This is a genomic window from Sphingomonas sp. KRR8 (assembly GCF_023559245.1).
Lineage (GTDB): Bacteria > Pseudomonadota > Alphaproteobacteria > Sphingomonadales > Sphingomonadaceae > Sphingomicrobium.
In genome coordinates this window covers 1590036-1605403 of record NZ_CP097462.1, presented here as the reverse complement: position 1 = coordinate 1605403, position 15368 = coordinate 1590036, and the positions used below count along the sequence as shown (strand labels likewise).

Annotated in this window: 19 protein-coding genes; 3 read left to right on the top strand and 16 right to left on the bottom strand. The window is 67.6% G+C overall.

Annotation, left to right across the window (positions count from 1 at the left end; genetic code table 11):
* Nucleotides 1–30: 30 nt before the first annotated feature.
* The 10 genes from M8312_RS08110 to M8312_RS08065 all read right to left on the bottom strand — a co-directional run bounded on the left by M8312_RS08110 (nucleotide 31) and on the right by M8312_RS08065 (nucleotide 8611).
* On the bottom strand, nucleotides 31–1365 hold the full coding sequence (locus M8312_RS08110; RefSeq protein ID WP_250117213.1) for an ABC1 kinase family protein: 1335 nt from the start codon (nucleotides 1363–1365) through the stop codon (nucleotides 31–33).
* A gap of 49 nt (nucleotides 1366–1414) precedes the next feature.
* The gene (gene hisIE / locus M8312_RS08105; protein ID WP_250117212.1) at nucleotides 1415–2047 is read right to left on the bottom strand and encodes a bifunctional phosphoribosyl-AMP cyclohydrolase/phosphoribosyl-ATP diphosphatase HisIE; all 633 of its coding nucleotides are present in this window, start codon (nucleotides 2045–2047) and stop codon (nucleotides 1415–1417) included.
* Nucleotides 2023–2790 (bottom strand): imidazole glycerol phosphate synthase subunit HisF, encoded by a 768-nt coding sequence (gene hisF / locus M8312_RS08100; protein ID WP_250117211.1) that lies wholly within the window; start codon nucleotides 2788–2790, stop codon nucleotides 2023–2025. The genes hisIE and hisF overlap by 25 nt, the downstream gene beginning before the upstream one ends.
* A gap of 4 nt (nucleotides 2791–2794) precedes the next feature.
* Nucleotides 2795–3502 (bottom strand): 1-(5-phosphoribosyl)-5-[(5-phosphoribosylamino)methylideneamino]imidazole-4-carboxamide isomerase, encoded by a 708-nt coding sequence (locus M8312_RS08095; RefSeq protein ID WP_250117210.1) that lies wholly within the window; start codon nucleotides 3500–3502, stop codon nucleotides 2795–2797.
* Nucleotides 3499–4080, bottom strand: a complete 582-nt coding sequence (gene hisH, locus M8312_RS08090; protein ID WP_250117209.1) for an imidazole glycerol phosphate synthase subunit HisH — start codon at nucleotides 4078–4080, stop codon at nucleotides 3499–3501. Before hisH ends, M8312_RS08095 begins: the two co-directional genes overlap by 4 nt.
* Nucleotides 4077–5729, bottom strand: a complete 1653-nt coding sequence (hisB, locus tag M8312_RS08085) for an imidazoleglycerol-phosphate dehydratase HisB (RefSeq protein ID WP_250117208.1) — start codon at nucleotides 5727–5729, stop codon at nucleotides 4077–4079. Before hisB ends, hisH begins: the two co-directional genes overlap by 4 nt.
* Complete coding sequence (hisD, locus tag M8312_RS08080; RefSeq protein WP_250117207.1) at nucleotides 5726–7024, bottom strand: histidinol dehydrogenase; 1299 nt, start codon at nucleotides 7022–7024, stop codon at nucleotides 5726–5728. The genes hisB and hisD overlap by 4 nt, the downstream gene beginning before the upstream one ends.
* Nucleotides 7021–7911 carry an ATP phosphoribosyltransferase gene (hisG, locus tag M8312_RS08075; protein WP_250117206.1) on the bottom strand — a complete coding sequence of 297 codons (891 nt, stop codon included), beginning with the start codon at nucleotides 7909–7911 and terminating at the stop codon, nucleotides 7021–7023. The genes hisD and hisG overlap by 4 nt, the downstream gene beginning before the upstream one ends.
* Nucleotides 7901–8209 (bottom strand): YerC/YecD family TrpR-related protein, encoded by a 309-nt coding sequence (locus tag M8312_RS08070; protein WP_250117205.1) that lies wholly within the window; start codon nucleotides 8207–8209, stop codon nucleotides 7901–7903. The genes hisG and M8312_RS08070 overlap by 11 nt, the downstream gene beginning before the upstream one ends.
* Before the next feature lie 99 nt (nucleotides 8210–8308).
* Nucleotides 8309–8611, bottom strand: coding sequence for a PilZ domain-containing protein (locus tag M8312_RS08065; protein WP_250117204.1), 303 nt, complete (start codon nucleotides 8609–8611; stop codon nucleotides 8309–8311).
* 132 nt (nucleotides 8612–8743) lie between these two features.
* On the opposite strand from M8312_RS08065, the gene M8312_RS08060 reads away from it, so the two are divergent.
* From M8312_RS08060 to M8312_RS08050, 3 genes are all read left to right on the top strand, one after another.
* The gene (locus M8312_RS08060; protein WP_250117203.1) at nucleotides 8744–9268 is read left to right on the top strand and encodes a gamma carbonic anhydrase family protein; all 525 of its coding nucleotides are present in this window, start codon (nucleotides 8744–8746) and stop codon (nucleotides 9266–9268) included.
* 52 nt (nucleotides 9269–9320) lie between these two features.
* Nucleotides 9321–10013 carry a pirin family protein gene (locus M8312_RS08055; RefSeq protein ID WP_250117202.1) on the top strand — a complete coding sequence of 231 codons (693 nt, stop codon included), beginning with the start codon at nucleotides 9321–9323 and terminating at the stop codon, nucleotides 10011–10013.
* Between the two features lie 124 nt (nucleotides 10014–10137).
* On the top strand, nucleotides 10138–11418 hold the full coding sequence (locus M8312_RS08050) for a hypothetical protein (RefSeq protein WP_250117201.1): 1281 nt from the start codon (nucleotides 10138–10140) through the stop codon (nucleotides 11416–11418).
* A 9-nt stretch (nucleotides 11419–11427) separates the two neighbouring features.
* Here the strand turns inward: M8312_RS08050 and M8312_RS08045 are convergent, their stop codons facing one another.
* The 6 genes from M8312_RS08045 to pstB form a co-directional block, all read right to left on the bottom strand.
* On the bottom strand, nucleotides 11428–11604 hold the full coding sequence (locus M8312_RS08045; protein WP_250117200.1) for a YegP family protein: 177 nt from the start codon (nucleotides 11602–11604) through the stop codon (nucleotides 11428–11430).
* 79 nt (nucleotides 11605–11683) lie between these two features.
* Nucleotides 11684–12301: a DNA-3-methyladenine glycosylase family protein gene (locus M8312_RS08040; RefSeq protein ID WP_250117199.1), complete on the bottom strand. Its 618-nt coding sequence runs from the start codon at nucleotides 12299–12301 to the stop codon at nucleotides 11684–11686.
* The gene (gene rlmB / locus M8312_RS08035) at nucleotides 12301–13044 is read right to left on the bottom strand and encodes a 23S rRNA (guanosine(2251)-2'-O)-methyltransferase RlmB (RefSeq protein ID WP_250117198.1); all 744 of its coding nucleotides are present in this window, start codon (nucleotides 13042–13044) and stop codon (nucleotides 12301–12303) included. Before rlmB ends, M8312_RS08040 begins: the two co-directional genes overlap by 1 nt.
* A 12-nt stretch (nucleotides 13045–13056) precedes the next feature.
* Entirely contained in the window at nucleotides 13057–13746 is a 690-nt protein-coding gene (gene phoB / locus M8312_RS08030; protein WP_250117197.1) for a phosphate regulon transcriptional regulator PhoB, read from the bottom strand.
* Nucleotides 13743–14441 carry a phosphate signaling complex protein PhoU gene (phoU, locus tag M8312_RS08025; protein ID WP_250119740.1) on the bottom strand — a complete coding sequence of 233 codons (699 nt, stop codon included), beginning with the start codon at nucleotides 14439–14441 and terminating at the stop codon, nucleotides 13743–13745. The genes phoB and phoU overlap by 4 nt, the downstream gene beginning before the upstream one ends.
* A gap of 19 nt (nucleotides 14442–14460) precedes the next feature.
* Nucleotides 14461–15207 (bottom strand): phosphate ABC transporter ATP-binding protein PstB, encoded by a 747-nt coding sequence (gene pstB, locus M8312_RS08020; protein ID WP_250119739.1) that lies wholly within the window; start codon nucleotides 15205–15207, stop codon nucleotides 14461–14463.
* Between the last annotated feature and the right edge of the window lie 161 nt (nucleotides 15208–15368).

Below are 15368 nucleotides of genomic sequence, written 5' to 3'. Positions count from 1 at the left end.
CAAGGAGCGGGTCGCGCGCAAGTCCGGCCGCTAGGCGACCGTTGCGCTCGACGCCGTGAGGGTGCGTTGAACCAGCCCCTTCAGATCGACCCGCGCCTTCAGCCGCGCGGCGAGCAGGGCTGTGCCGCTGACCTTGCGCTGGACAAACAGCAGCGTGGCGGGCGGCAGGTGCCAGCTGTCCCGGTCAGCGGCGATCGCCATCCCTTGCTCGCGCAATGTGGCGACAAAGGCGCGGTCGCCAAAGTCAAAGGGTCCGGGACGCTCGAGCACCTCGAGGATGACGCGAATCATCTGGTCAATGAGCGCGCCATGGCGCTCCACGGCCAACGCTCCTAGGAATCCGGCCGCGACCGCCGCCTCGCGGATACGCGGGACGTCGCCATCGAGCAGCGCCGCCAAAAGCCGGGCGTAGCCGGCGGACACCGGCGCTTCGACCTCTTGCGCCGCTCCGAAGTCGAGCAGCACGAGGCGGCCCGTATCAGGCTGTACGCGGTAGTTGGCGAAGTTGGGATCGGTCTGCATCAACCTGAATTCGAACAGCTCGCGCAGAACCAGTTCGACCAGCTCCGCAACGGCGGTGTCCCGTACGCTTTGGTCGGCTTCTTCCAGCGTCTCGATCGGCTTTCCCCCGACAAAACTCATGGCGAGCACGTGACCATTACTGAATTCCGGATCGAGCGTTGGCACCACAAAGCGCCCATCGTTCGCCAGCAGCCGGCCGTAGCGCTGCAGATAATTGGCTTCGCGCCGATAGTCCGCCTCGCGCGCCAGCTGCTCCTTGGCCGCGGTCAGCAGCGGGGCAATGTCGAGCGCGGACGGCAGCAACCCCGATAGCCGCAGCAGGGTGGCGACATTCTCGACGTCGGCGTCGATGCTGTCCGCGACGCCGGGATATTGCACCTTGATCGCCAGTTCGCGGCCGTCCCGTGTCGTGGCCCGATGCACCTGCCCAATCGAGGCGGCGGCGATTGGAGTGGCGTTAAACTGCCGGAACTGTGGCCGCCAGGGCGTGCCCCACTCCCGGTTCAGCACCTGCTGCAACTGCTGAGGCGGCATTCGATAGCCCTGGTCGCGAAGCCGGGCGAGGATGGCGCCAAGCTCGTCGGGCAGGAACTCGCCGGCGTCGAGCGAAATCATCTGCCCCAGCTTCATCGCGGCACCGCGCAGGTGCGCCAGCCGGTCGGCCAGCCGCCTCGCGTTGGCGGGGGTAAGCAGCATGTCCTGCACGCTCGGCCGCTGTCCATCGGCCAGCCGCCGCGCGCCTTCGGCGATCATCCCGCCAGCGACCCCGCCAGCCAGCCGCCCGAACTGGCCAAAACGCGCCAGTCGGCCGCGCGGCACGGATCGATAATCGTCGTCGCTCATCCGGCGGATATGGGGCGGGAGCGATCAACCGCTACCGGGTCTTAAGTCCCTAGTTGCGGTGCCTCCGGCGCAATACGTCGGTGACGGCCGTCCAATCGGTGCCGCGCGCCTGCAGCAGCACGGTCAGGTGAAACAACAGGTCGGCGATCTCCTCGGCGACACCGGTCTCATCTCGGGTGACCGCCGCCAGCGCCACTTCGACGCCTTCCTCGCCGACCTTCTGCGCGATCCGCTCGACGCCTTCCTTGAGCAGCCAGCGGGTGTAGCTGGTGTCAGGTCCCGCCTTGGCGCGGTCGGCCACGACGGCGGCCAGTTCAGCCAACCAGCCTGGTCCGATGGGCTCGCCGCCGAAGCAGCTTGGAGTACCTTCATGGCAGGTGGGGCCACTCGGCTCGGCCAGCACCAGCAGCGCGTCAGCGTCGCAATCCTCGTGCACGCCCACGACGGTTAGCCTGTTGCCGCTCGTTTCACCCTTTTGCCACAGCCGTCCCTTGGACCGGCTGAAGAAGGTCGCGAAGCCAGTCTCCAGCGTGGCCGCCAGCGCCTCCCGAGTCATGTATCCGAGCATCAGCACCCGTCCGCTTGCGGCATCCTGCACCACGGCGGGCAACAGGCCGTCCATCTTCGCCCAGGCAAGCCCGTCGAGATCGGCGGCGGTCAGGGGCGAACGTCGATCCCGCACGTCGTGAGATACTCCTTGAGTTGAGGGATCGCGATTAAGCGATCGTGGAAGACGGTGGCGGCCAGTGCGCCGCTCGCGCCGGCGGCAAGCACGTCGCGAAAATGCTCGGGTGCACCAGCTCCACCGCTGGCGATCACGGGCACCGGCACCGCTTCGATCACTGCGGCCGTATGTTCCACATCGTAACCAGTGCGTACGCCATCGCGGCTCATGCAGTTGAGCACGATCTCCCCCGCGCCTCGGCTGGCGGCTTCGCGGACCCACTCCTGGGTGCGGCGGCCTGCCGCGCGGCTCATCGACGGATCGCCGGTGTATTGCTTGACCTGATAGTCTCCGTGCTCATCCCGCAGGCTGTCGACTCCGACCACCACGCACTGGCTGCCGAAGTCGCGCGCCAGTTCCTCGATCAGCTCCGGCCGCTCCAGCGCAGGTGAGTTGACGGACACCTTGTCGGCTCCGGCCTCGAGCACGGCGGCGGCCTGGTCGCGCGTGCGGATTCCGCCCGCCACGGCGAACGGGATGTCGATCAGCCGAGCCACCCGCCGAACCCAGTCGAGATCGACGCTGCGTCCCTCTGGGCTGGCCGAGATATCGTAGAACACCAGTTCGTCGGCCCCCGCCGTGACATAATGAGCGGTATGCTCCTCGATAGAGCCCATGTCGCGATGGCCTTCGAAGCGCACGCCCTTGACCACGCGGCCGTCGCGTACGTCCAGGCAGGGGATGATGCGGCGGGTGGGCATGGCGTTAGGCGAACAGCTCCTCGGGCGCGATCCGACCTTCCCACAGGGCCTTCCCCACGATCACGCCATCGGTGGGGAGGTCGGCGATGTCGCCGAGCGAGGAAATACCGCCACTCGCCTGTATCGCCAGGTGCGGCAATTGCTCGACGGCCTGTTCGTAAAGCGCCTCGTTGGGGCCCTGAAGCATGCCATCCTTGCCGATGTCGGTCAGCAGCAGGTGACGCGCCTCGGGGAAGCGTGCGGCGACGTCCCACAGACTGATTCCGCTCGCCGCCTGCCACCCGTGCGTCGCAACCAACGGCGTGCCATTCTCGACCCGAACGTCGAGGGCCAGCGTGATGCGGTCCGGCCCGAAGCTGTCGAGCATTGCGGCGACGAGGTCAGGCCGGGTGACGCACAGGCTGCCGACCACTGCTCGCTCCACCCCCGCGTCGAAGAGCCGGGCGACATGGTCGGTCGAACGGATGCCGCCGGCGACCTGCAGCTTGAGGTCACCCGCGCGCGCCAGCTTGCCGATCAGGTCGTGTTGCACCGGTTCACCCACGCGAGTGCCGTCGAGGTCGACGATATGAGCCCAGCTTGCTCCGGCCGCGGCGAAGCGGGCGAGGGCGGCGGCGGGCGCCTCGTGGTAGAAGGTCGATTCCTCGAATTGCCCCTGACGCAATCGCACCGGGCGGCCACCCATCAGGTCCATGGCGGGATAGATGATCATGCGGCGAGCCAGCCTTGCAGGAAGCGGGCACCGGGTTCGCCTGAGCGCTCGGGGTGGAATTGCGCGCCGGTCAGCCGGCCGGAGCGGACGACCGCCGGAATGGCGCGGCCGTATTCGGCGCTCGCAACGGTGGCCGGACCATCGTCGCAGGCAAAGCTGTGCGCGAAATAGACGTGGTCGCCGTTCTTGAGACCGCAGGCATCGCCGCGCACCTCCAGCGGGCTCCAGCCCATGTGGGGCACCGGGCGGCCCGCAGCGGGCGCGAGCTTGCGCACGCGCCCGGGCAGCAGGCCAAGCCCTGCGGTGTCCTCCTCCTCCGTCGCTTGGAATAGCAATTGCATTCCCAGGCAGATGCCGAGCAGTGGCTGCGGCAGTTGGACGAGCAACCGGTCGAGCCCACGTGCTCGCGCCTGACGCATGGCATAGCCGGCGTGTCCCACCCCCGGCAGCACAAGCTTGTCCGCCAAGCGCAGCACCTCGGGATCGCCGCTGATTTCCGGAGTCACGCCCAGCCGCTCGAAGGCGATCGCCACCGAGCCAAGGTTGCCGTAACCAAGGTTGACGCAGACCAACCTCACAGCACACCCTTGGTGCTCGGCAGCGCGTCGCCGGAACCTTCGCGCGCAACCGCCTGCCGCAGCGCCCGGCCGAACGCCTTGAAGCAGGCCTCGACCTTGTGATGGTCATTGTCACCGTCGACCCTGACGTGGATGGCCGCGCGCATCGAGTCCGCCAGGCTGCGGAACAAGTGGGGCGTCATCTCGGTCGGATAGTCGCCGATGTGGCTGGAGGAAAAGCTGCCCTCGAACCGGCAAAAGGGCCGACCGCTGAGGTCGATCAGCACTTGTGCCTCGGTTTCGTCCATCGGGAGTGCAAAGCCGAACCGCCCGATCCCGCGCTTGTCGTCCAGCGCTGTTCCGAGCGCCTGGCCAAGCGCGATCGCGCAATCTTCCAGGCTATGATGAGGATCGATCTCCAGGTCGCCGTCGCAGGCGAGCACCAGGCTGAAGTTGCCGTGGGCGGCGACCTGGTCGAGCATGTGGTCGAAGAATGGAACGCCCGTTGCGATCCGCCGCGGCTCGGCCCGGTCGAGGTCGACGGCGACGGCGATTCTGGTCTCCTTCGTGTCGCGCACCAGTTCCGCCCGGCGCGCCGGCCGCTCGACCCCAACCGGAACCCCGAACGCCCGCAGCGCGGCGTCATTCTCCTCACGCGTGCCGATCGTGAGCCGGACTCCGCCCGGCGCCGCATTCTCGCGGAAGCGCACGCGAATGCCGAGCGCGTCGAGCCGCCTGCTGAGCCCCGCGGCATCATCGACCTCCACGAACAGGAAATTGCCTTGGCTCGCGTGCAGCCGGCGAACGATGGGTGAGCGTTCCAGCAGTGGCGCCAGCCGTGCCCGCTCGGCCTTGAGTTCCTCTATTCGCTCAAGATGGATCGCCCGCCGCGCCGGTGCCAGGGACGCCTCGGCGGCCTCGATGCAGAGCGTTGGAAGCGGGTAGGGTGGCGCCGCGCGGCCGACCATGGCGATGATGTCCGGCGGACCGATCAGTCCGCCGACTCGCGCACCGGCCAGGCCGAACGCCTTGGACAAGGTCTTCAGCACGACCAGGTTGGGACGCCGATTGGCTTCACTGGCCAGGCTCGGAGTGTCACTGAACTCCAGATAGGCCTCGTCGAGGACGATCAGCGTGTCGGGCAGCGCATCCGCTACCCTCAGCACATCGGCCGGATCGACTGGCGTGCCCGTGGGATTGTTGGGCGAACAGATGAAGGCGAGCTTGAGGTCGGGCTCCCCGGCCACAGCGGCGATCAACCGCTCCGGCTCGAAGGCGAAATCATTGCCGAGCCGCGCCTCGATCACGCGCGCACCCTGCAACCGGGCGAAATGGGCATAGGCAGAAAAGGTCGGGAGGCAGACGCTGACCGCATCCTGGCCGCCGCGGCAAAAGGCACGGATCAGGAGGTCGATCGCATCGTCGCCGCCGCGCGTAACGAGGAATGATGCGGGCGCCACACCGTACAGTGCCGCCATTGCCGCGCGCAGCCGGGCCGGCTGCGGCTCGGGATAACGATTGACCCCTTTGGGTCCGAGCGGCGGGTAGGGGTTCTCGTTCGCGTCGAGCTTGATCGCGTTCGCGCCGAACGGATCGGCGGCGCGCCCGCCAAGGTCGAAGGCGGGTAGCGAAAGGATTTCCGGCCGGGCGAGGCGTTCGGCCAGGCTCATGCGACGACCTTTGCCAGGCGCGCATCCGCCGCCCGAGCGTGCGCCTCCAAGCCCTCCAGCCGTGCCAGCGCAGCCGCCGCGGGCGCGATAGCGCGGGTCGCTTCCTCGGTCACTTCCTGCACGGTCATCGCTTTCATGAACGTCAGCACCGACACACCGCTCCATGCCCGCGCCGCGCCGTCGGTCGGGAGGACGTGGCTCGAGCCGGCGCAGTAATCGCCAAACGTCTCGGCCGCCCGCCGCCCGGCAAAGATCGATCCCGCGTTGCGGATCAGCGGCAGCAGCGCGGCTGGGTCCGCTACATTCAGCGAAAGATGTTCGGCGGCATAGGCATTCGCCACGTCGGTTGCCTCAGCTAGGCTATTGCAGAGGATCAGGCGGGCGGCCTCGAGCGAGCGTTCGGCGATGGATCGCCGGGGCAGATCGGCCACCTGGCGCGCGACTTCCCGCTGGACCGCCGCCAGCAGGTCCGCCGAAGTCGCCGCCAGCAACACCTGCGCCTGAGGGTCATGCTCCGCCTGGCTCAGCAGGTCAGCCGCCACTACCGCCGGATCAGCCTCGTCGTCCGCAATCACCATCAGCTCCGACGGGCCCGCCGGCATGTCGATTCCCGGGCCGCCGGGCAGCGCGCTGACCTGGGTCTTGGCTTCGGCGACCCACGCATTGCCCGGTCCGCAGATCTTGTCGCAGCGCGGGATCGGCCCCGCACCAAAGGCCAGCGCTGCCACCGCCTGTGCGCCACCGACCGTCCAGACCGCCTCGATGCCGCAATAGTCGGCGGCCAGAGCGACCAGCGGGTCGAGGCTTCCGTCGGTGCGCGGCGGAGTTACCACTAACAGCTCCCGCACTCCGGCCGCCCTTGCGGGCAGCGCCAGCATGAGCAGCGTGGAGAAGAGCGGCGTCGCGCCGCCGGGCACATAAAGGCCGACCCGGTCGATGGGCCGCCACAGCTTGCGCACTGCCAGCCCTGGCATGGTCTCGACCGTCAGGTCGGCCGGCCGGCTCTTGGAATGAAAGGCGCGGATGTTGGCGACCGCAAGCTCGATCGCGGCGAGCTGCTCATCAGACAATTGCCGACGGGCCTCCGCCGCCGGTGCAGCCACCGGCACTAGAAAGGGCGGCGCGCCGTCGATACTCTCCGCCACCCGGCACAGCGCGTCCCAGCCGCCGGCACGAACGTCCGCGACGATGGCGCCGACGCGTGCCTTCAGCGCCTCGTCCGAACGACCGCCCGGCCGCGCCAGCAATGTCGTGCGCTCCGCCGGCGAAAGATTGCTCCAAACTGCCTGCTTCACAGCATCATCTTCTCGATAGGCAGGACCAGGATGGCCGATGCTCCGGCCGCCTTGAGGTCGTGCAACGTCTCCCAGAACACCGATTCCTGGCACACCGCGTGGACCGCGAAATGCCCCGGCCGCCCATGCAACGGCAGGATGGTGGGGGCTTCCGCGCCGGGCAGCAGGCGGGTGATCGCCGGCAATGCCGTGCTCGGCGCGTTGAGCATGATGTACTTGGCGTCGCGGGTGCCGATCACGCCCTGTAGTCGCTTCCACAGCCGCTCCGCCTGGTCCTGCTTGGGTCCGGTGATAGGGCGGCGGGTGCGGATCAGGACCGCCTCGCTCTCCAGCACCGTCTCAACCGCCTTCAAGCCATTTGCCTCCAGCGTGGCGCCGGTCGAGACCAGGTCACAAATATAGCCGGCGATCCCCAGCCGGGGCGCGAGCTCCACCGCACCATTCATCTTCACGGCTTCCGCGTCGATCGCGCGTTCGGCCAGCCAGGCCTCGACGATGTTGGGGTAGGACGTCGCGATGCGCTGGCCCGCCAAGCTCTCCGGACCGCGCCATTGCGCTCCCTCCGGCGCTGCCAGCTTGAGCGTGCAATGGCCAAAGCCCAGCTGCGCGATTTCCTCGCAGCGCTCCTCGCCTTCCTCGAGTGCGAATTCCCGAAGGACATTCTGGCCCACGATCCCGAATTCGCACGCGCCGTCCGCGACGAAGGTCGGAATGTCGTCGTCGCGCACGAACATGAGGTCGGCAGGAAAGTTCTCGATCCGAGCCGCGAGCGCGTTCTTGCCGTTGGCGATCCGCAGGCCGGCATGCGTCAGTAGCCCGCGCGACAGGTCGGACAACCGGCCCGACTTCTGGATGGCAATATGCAGCCGCTCCGCATCAACCAGCATTGGTCGCCTCCAGCGCGTCAAGAGTTTGACGGTAGCCCTGATGGGGCTCCTGCCGCAGGAAACGCGCGACGCGGACAATCGTCGTCGTGCTGACGCCCGTGGCGTCGTGGATGTCGCGATAGCTCATGGGCGTGGAGTCGAGCAGTCGCGCGACGTGCCACCGCTCGGCCAGCGTTCGCACCTCGGCGGGCGTGCACAGGTCGGTCAAAAAACGGCGCATTTCCGCTGCCGTGCGCGGCACCATCAAGGCTGCGCACAGGTCATTGGTCAATTCGGAGAGGTCGCGGCTAGGGTTCATCTTGTTACAACGTGCTAGAACAGTAGCACGCATCTAGGCAGGTCGGAGCGGCGGTTCAACCCCCCGTCCGGCCGCGTCCAGCCGCCGAGAATAAGATTGTCAGGCCGCCTGCTTCAGCTGCGCCGAGACATGGTCGAACACCGCGACATGCATCGGCTTCTCGAATTCGAGGCCCGCATCCCACTCCTCGTGCCAGCGAACCCAGCTTAGTAGCGGTTCGATGCCGGGCACGGTGATCCACAGCAGCTGCCCGTCCTGCACCCGTTCGCGAAGTGCGATCCGGCAGCCATGCTGCGACAGGTCCTGGAGCGGAACCTCATAGGCCATCTCCCTAGGCTTGCGGAAATAGACGTGCGCGGGCAGCGGCTCACGAAGCCCGCGCCGATGTTCCTCTTGTTCCATGATTTGACCCCGTCAGACTCGGCTTACTGGTTTCTGAAATGCCGGAACTCTGCCGATTTCCACAGCGCGGAGTCGGGGCCGTCCGAGTTCGGGACGGATGACGGCGATGCGACCTCGCGCTAAGCAGGGCCCATGCCGCTCTATGCTCTCGACGATGTCGCCCCGCAGCTTGCCTCCGACGCCTGGGTCGCGCCATCCGCCGACCTGATCGGCGACGTCCGCCTCGGAGCACGCGCCAGCGTCTGGTTCGGGGCCGTGATCCGCGCCGACAACACGCCGATCATACTGGGTGAGGAAAGCAATATCCAGGATGGCGCTGTCTGCCATTCCGATCCCGGTGCACCGCTCACCATCGGGCGGGGCGTCACGATCGGGCACCAGGCGATCCTGCATGGCTGTACTATTGGGGCCGGCGCGCTGATCGGGATGGGGGCGAGGGTGCTCAACCACGCGCTGGTCGGCGAACGCTGCCTCGTCGGCGCTGGTGCACTGGTGACCGAGGGCAAGACCTTCGAGCCCGCCATGCTGATTGTCGGCTCACCGGCGCGCGCCGTCCGTCCGCTGACCGACGCCGAACTCGCCATGCTGGCGGGCTCGGCTGCTCATTACGCGCAGAAAGCGGCCGTTTACGCGGCGGGCCTCAGTCAAGTCCGCTAGGTCACAAGCCTGACACTTGGCGGCGGGCTCCGCCTTGCCCACCTTGGCGGACATGATCGACATTCGCCCCTTCAGCTCGCTCGGCCACGCCAATCACGGCTGGCTCGACGCCCACCACCACTTCTCCTTCGCGAACTATTACGACCCCGCCCGCATGGGCTGGGGCGCGATCCGCGTGTGGAACGACGACTGGATCGCCGCCCAGAGCGGCTTCCCGCCGCACCCGCACAAGGACATGGAAATCGTCACCTACGTCCGCACTGGCGCGATCACGCACCAGGACTCGATGGGCAACAAGGGTCGCACCGGCGCTGGTGACGTGCAGGTGATGAGCGCGGGCACGGGCGTCACTCACGCCGAATACAACCTGGAACAGGAGCCGACGACTCTGTTCCAGATCTGGATCGAGACGGACCGCAAGTCAGCGCCGCCAAGCTGGGGTGCCATGCCCTTTCCGAAGGACGCCCGCGCCGGCAATTTCCAGCTTCTCGCCAGCGGCAACGCCGATGACGGCGTGCTCACCATCAACGCCGACGCAAAGATCCTCGGAACGACGCTCAGCGCTGGAAGCACGATCGAGCTGGAGGCCGACTCCGCTCGTCACCTCTACTTGGTCCCGTCGGGCAAGGTGCGGGTCAACGACGTGGCCGCCAGTCCGCGTGACGGCGTGGCGATCACCGGCGAGGCCCGTGTGACCATCACCGCCGAGGAAGACGCCGAGCTGGTGCTGGTCGACGCCCGCTGACGGCTGCGCGCGCTTGTCTGACGGCGGATTAGCGGGCATTAGGCGCCGCTGATCCGCCGGCCCGGACGCGGGGGCGTCCGTGGGGGTTCCGGCGACCCACTTGCAAGGTTGTTCCAAGTTGCCCGTGTCCGGCGTCCGTCGCCTGTTCCTGTTCCTGCTGCTGAGTGGCCTTGCGTCCGTTGTCACGGCGCAAAGCAACGTGGTCGCGCCGCCGCCACCGTCCCGCGCGGATACCGTCGGGCCGGAGCAGCTGCGCGACTTCGCGCTGCCTGGCACTCGCGAGCAGCCAACTCAGCAGGACGCTCCCGCCGCGACCACGCCCAGCGGTTCGGCGCCGGTCACCACCACCACGCTTCCGCCTGCCAGCCGCGCGCCGGCGCCGGCGCCGACTGCCACCGCCCCGCGCCAGTCGGTCCCTTCCGCGCAGACTTCGTCCTCGCCCAGCCGCCCGGCCAACACGGTCAGCGTGCCGCTTCCGCAAGCCGAGGCTCCCACCTCGTCGACCACTTCGACCCAAGCCTCGTCCGGGTCCGCGCCGCTGGTCCTGCCGCCAGCGACCGCCGCGCCGGAAGCGCCGCCGACCCAGTACGAGCCGACACCGTCCGTGTCGGCGCCTGCTGCAAGCGAGGGGTCCGACAGTGGCTGGAGCAAGCTGCTGCTGCCCCTTCTTGGACTAGTCATCGCTGGCGCAGCACTGGCCTGGTGGTGGCCGCGCCGCCGCCGTGCCGGCGTTGAAGACACCGGCTTCGGTCAGCTCGCCTTCGCTGGCGCGCCGGCGGGCGCCATCACCGAACCCGCACCGACCGCTCGTCCCGCACCGGCGCCTACGCCTACGCCTACGCCTGCGCCTGCCCCTCAGCCCGAGGCACCCGTCCGCGCGCCTAGCGTCGGCCTGGTCAGCTCACGCCTGCGCGCCTGGCTTGACCTGGAGCTCGGAATTCGGGTCGCCGCCATCACGGAGGACGAGCTTCGGCTCGAGGTCGAGATCCTGATCGCCAACAGCGGCAGCGCCCCGGCGCGCGAGATCGCGGTGGAAGCCTTGCTGATCAATGCCGGTCCCGAGCAGGGCAAGGAGCTTACCGCCTTCTTCGCCCGGCCCGATGCTGACGGTTTCGCCAAGGACACAGTCGCGCCCATGGGCCAGATGGCGCTTGCGGCAACGCTCACGATGCCGCGAGGCGCATTCCAGGAATATGCGGTCGCCGACGGCAAGGTCGTCGTGCCGATCATCGCGCTCAACGCCGGCTACAAGGCCGGTTCGTCGCGCGGCCGGACGTCGGCGGCGTTCCTCGCCGGGCGGGCGGGCGCAGACCCCGAGAAGCTTGCGCCGTTTCCCACCGATCAGGGTGCCAAGGGCTTCAGTCGCCTGGGCCTGCGGCGGCTGCCGGAACAGGTGCGCCGCTAGGCCTTCAGGTCAGCAATTGTCCTCGACCGGAGCGCCGGGTGCGTTCTTGCGGAGAGATTCGATCGCGTTGGTCGCGGAGGCCTTGCTGCTATAACCCTCCGAGGCGAACATCACTTCGCTGTTGTGCTTGAAACGGACCCGATACTCGCCCTTCTTGTCCCTCAGAATCTCGAACTTGTGCGCCACGTCGCCCTCCTTTGTTGCGGGAGGTCAATGATGGTACATTGACGAGCCATGCGCCAGTAAACTTTCCGTGAATTTGGGGCTAAAGCACGTCGCTGTTGTAATGGTGCCAGGCAAGCACCGCCGCCGCCCCTCGATAGGGCCGCCACGGCTCCGCGAGGTCGCGCAACCGCTTCTCGGACGGCCGCTCCTCATGGCCCAGCAGCTTGCCGAGCGCGACCTGCACCGCAAGGTCGCCGGCGGGGAATGCGTCGGCCCGCCCTTCCGCGAACAGCAGATAGATTTCCGCCGACCAGCGTCCGATGCCTTTGATCCGGGTCAGCAGCGCGATCGCTTCCTCGTCGTCGGCCGGCAGGTTGGCGAGGTCGAGCTCGCCTGACAGGACCAGCCCGGCCAGGCTTCGGGCATAACCGGCCTTCTGCCGCGACAGCCCCGCCAGGCGCAGCTCGTCGTCATTCGCCGCCATGATGGTGGCGAGCGACGGCGGATCACCGTGCAGCGCCACCAGCTTGTTCCACATCGAGCGTGCGGCAGAGACGCTGACCTGCTGGCCGACGATGGTGCGAAGCAGCGTCGTGACCCCCGGCTCGGAGTTCCGCGGCTCGGGCGGACCCAACCGCGCGATCACGTCATCGAAGGCCGGCTCGGTCGATCGCAGATGGTCGATCGCCTTGCTCAGGCTTTCGCGCGTGCGGACCATCAGGCGACACTGGCGGCATAAAGCGCCACCGCCGCCGCGTTGGAGACGTTCAGGCTCTCCACCGCGCCGCTGATCGGCAGCCGAGCCAGCGCGTCGCAATGCTCCCGCGTGTTGCTCCGCATCCCGGGTCCTTCCGCGCCAAGCACCAGCGCGACCCGCTGGGGCCCAAGCGCATCCTTGAGGTCGGTGGTCGCCTCACCGGCCAGGCCGATCCGCCAGAAGCCCGCCTCGGCAATCTCCTCGAGTGCCCGGGCCAGGTTCACCACCCGAGCCCACGGCATCCGCTCCAGCGCGCCGCTCGCGGCCTTGGCCAGCACCCCGCTCTCGGACGGGGAATGCCGGTCCTGCGTGACGATTCCGATCGCCCCGAACGCAGCCGCCGAGCGCAGGATCGCACCGACATTGTGCGGATCGGTAACCTGGTCGAGGACGAGGAGGATTGCTTTCTCGTCCGCCTGGCTCAGGATGTCGCCAAGCCATATGTCCTCCAGCGGCTCGACCTCGATCACCACCCCCTGATGCGGCGCGTCGTTCGGCACCAGACGGCCCATGTCCGGCCCTTCAGCGTAGACCAGGGGCAGGTCCGACGGGAACTGCATGAAGGCGGCTGTCTCGCGGGTCGCCCAGGCTTTCAGGACCTTGCGCTCGGGGTTGTCGAGAGCGGCGGCGACGGCATGCTTGCCCCACAGGCGAGGACGGTTGGCACTGCCGTGGCTTTGATGCGATTTCTTGCGGCGGGTCATTCCGCCTCTTGCTTAGGCGACGCCCTCCGCGTCAAGCGCGTAGCCGGCGCTGCGCACCGTGCGAATGAGGTCGGGATCACCCAGCGCCAGCCGCAGTCGGCGAATATGCACGTCCACCGTGCGCAGCTCGATCTCCTCGCTGTGCGGCCATACCGTCTCAAGCAATTGCTGGCGCGAGAAGACCCGGCCGGGATTCTCGAGGAAATGACGAAGTAGGCGGTACTCGGTCGGCCCGACCGATACCGGCTTGCCGTCGCGGCGGACCCGGTGGGCGGTAAGGTCCATCTCCAGCCCGGAATAGTCGAGCTGCTCGGCCGCGAGCGCGGGCCGCACTCGGCGCAGCACCGCCGACGCCCGCGCCACCAGCTCTTTCGGACTGAACGGTTTCGTCAGGTAATCGTCGGCGCCGGTCTCCAGTCCGCGGATGCGATCGTCTTCCTCGCCGCGGGCGGTCAGCATGATGATCGGCAGGTGCGCGGTCGACTGGCGACGTCGGAGCCGGCGGCACACCTCGATCCCGCTGATGCCTTCGATCATCCAGTCGAGGATGATGATGTCCGGCCGGGTCTCTTCGGCCAGGATCAGCGCTTCCTCGCCGTCGCCGGTGCGGGTGATGGTGAATCTCGCCCGTTCGAAGTGGAAGCCGATCAGCTCGGCCAGGTTGCGGTCGTCCTCGACCAGCAGCAGCCGCTTGGCGTTCACGAGTGCGCCAATCCTTCGCCGCCCTTGGCGCGCTGCTCCATATGTTCCCCCGTTGCCGCGTAATAGACCATCTCTGCAATGTTGGTCGCGTGGTCGCCCACCCGCTCCAAGTTCTTGGCGACGAACAGTAGGTGCGCCGCCTGGCCGATGGTGTGCGGGTTTTCCATCATGTGCGTCAGCAGCGTCCGAAAGATGCTGTCGTAGAAATCGTCGACCGCCTTGTCGCGGGCGCAGACCCGAACGGCAGCCTCCGCGTCACGGTTAACGAAGGCGTTCAGCACATCGTGCACCATCTGGGTCGCAATCCGCGCCATTTCGGGCAGCAGCGACAATGGCTCGATCTTGCGCACATCTTCCAGCAGCGGAACGCGCTTGGCGATGTTCTTGGCATAGTCGCCGATCCGCTCGACCACGCCCGAGATCTTTAAGGCCGCGACGACGTCCCGAAGGTCACCGGCCATCGGCGCACGAAGGGCGATGAGCCGGATGACGCGCTTCTCGGTCTCGACCTCCAGCGCGTCGATCTTCTTGTCGTCCTCGATGACCGCGTGCGCACCGTCGAGGTCGCGCTCCGTCAGGCAGCGCATCGCCTCGATGATGCCATGTTCCGCAAGCCCACCCATCTCGCTGATGAGCGCGCGCAGCCGGTCCAGATCCTCGTCGAACGCCTTGAGCGTATGTCCTTGGGTCGCCATCATGTGTCTATGCTCCCACTCAGCCGTAGCGGCCGGTGATGTAATCCTGGGTGCGCTGCTCGCGCGGGTTGGTGAAGATGTCGCTGGTCTTGCCATATTCGACCAGCTCGCCGAGGTGGAAGAAGGCGGTCCGCTGGCTGACCCGCGCCGCCTGCTGCATGTTATGGGTGACGATCGCGATCGCATAGCGACCGCGCAACTCGTGGATCAGCTCCTCGATCTTGGCGGTGGCGATCGGGTCGAGGGCAGAGCATGGCTCGTCCATCAAGATGACTTCGGGATCGACCGCGATGGCCCGCGCAATGCACAGCCGCTGCTGCTGCCCGCCCGACAAGGCGGTGCCGCTCTCGGTCAGACGGTCCTTGACCTCGTCCCACAGTCCCGCGCGCCGAAGGCTGCTCTCGACAATGGCGTCAAGGTCGGTCCTGGTCGGCGCAAGGCCGTGAATACGCGGCCCGTAGGCGACATTCTCGAAGATCGACTTGGGGAACGGGTTTGGCTTCTGGAACACCATTCCGACGCGTGCGCGCAGCTGGACCACGTCCATGTCGGGCGAGTTGATGTCCTCGCCGTCCAGGCTGATGTGGCCGGTCACGCGCGCGCCGGCGATCGTGTCGTTCATCCGGTTGAGGCAGCGCAGGAAGGTCGACTTGCCGCAGCCCGACGGGCCGATGAAGGCGGTGACTTTGTCGTCGTGGACCGTGATCGAGACCGACTTCAATGCCTGCTTCTCGCCATAGAAGACGCTGACGCCGTCAGCCTGCATCTTGGGCGTACGCTGTCCGTCAGGCTCGGCGGCGCTTGGATTGGCTGCCACCGCATCGTCGAGGTGCGGAGCGGGCTCGGGCTGGCGGGGGCCGTCGACCACCGTCTCGTGCTCGGCTTCCGCTGCGATCGCGGTCGAGGGAAAGGGCACCGGCGTGGTCG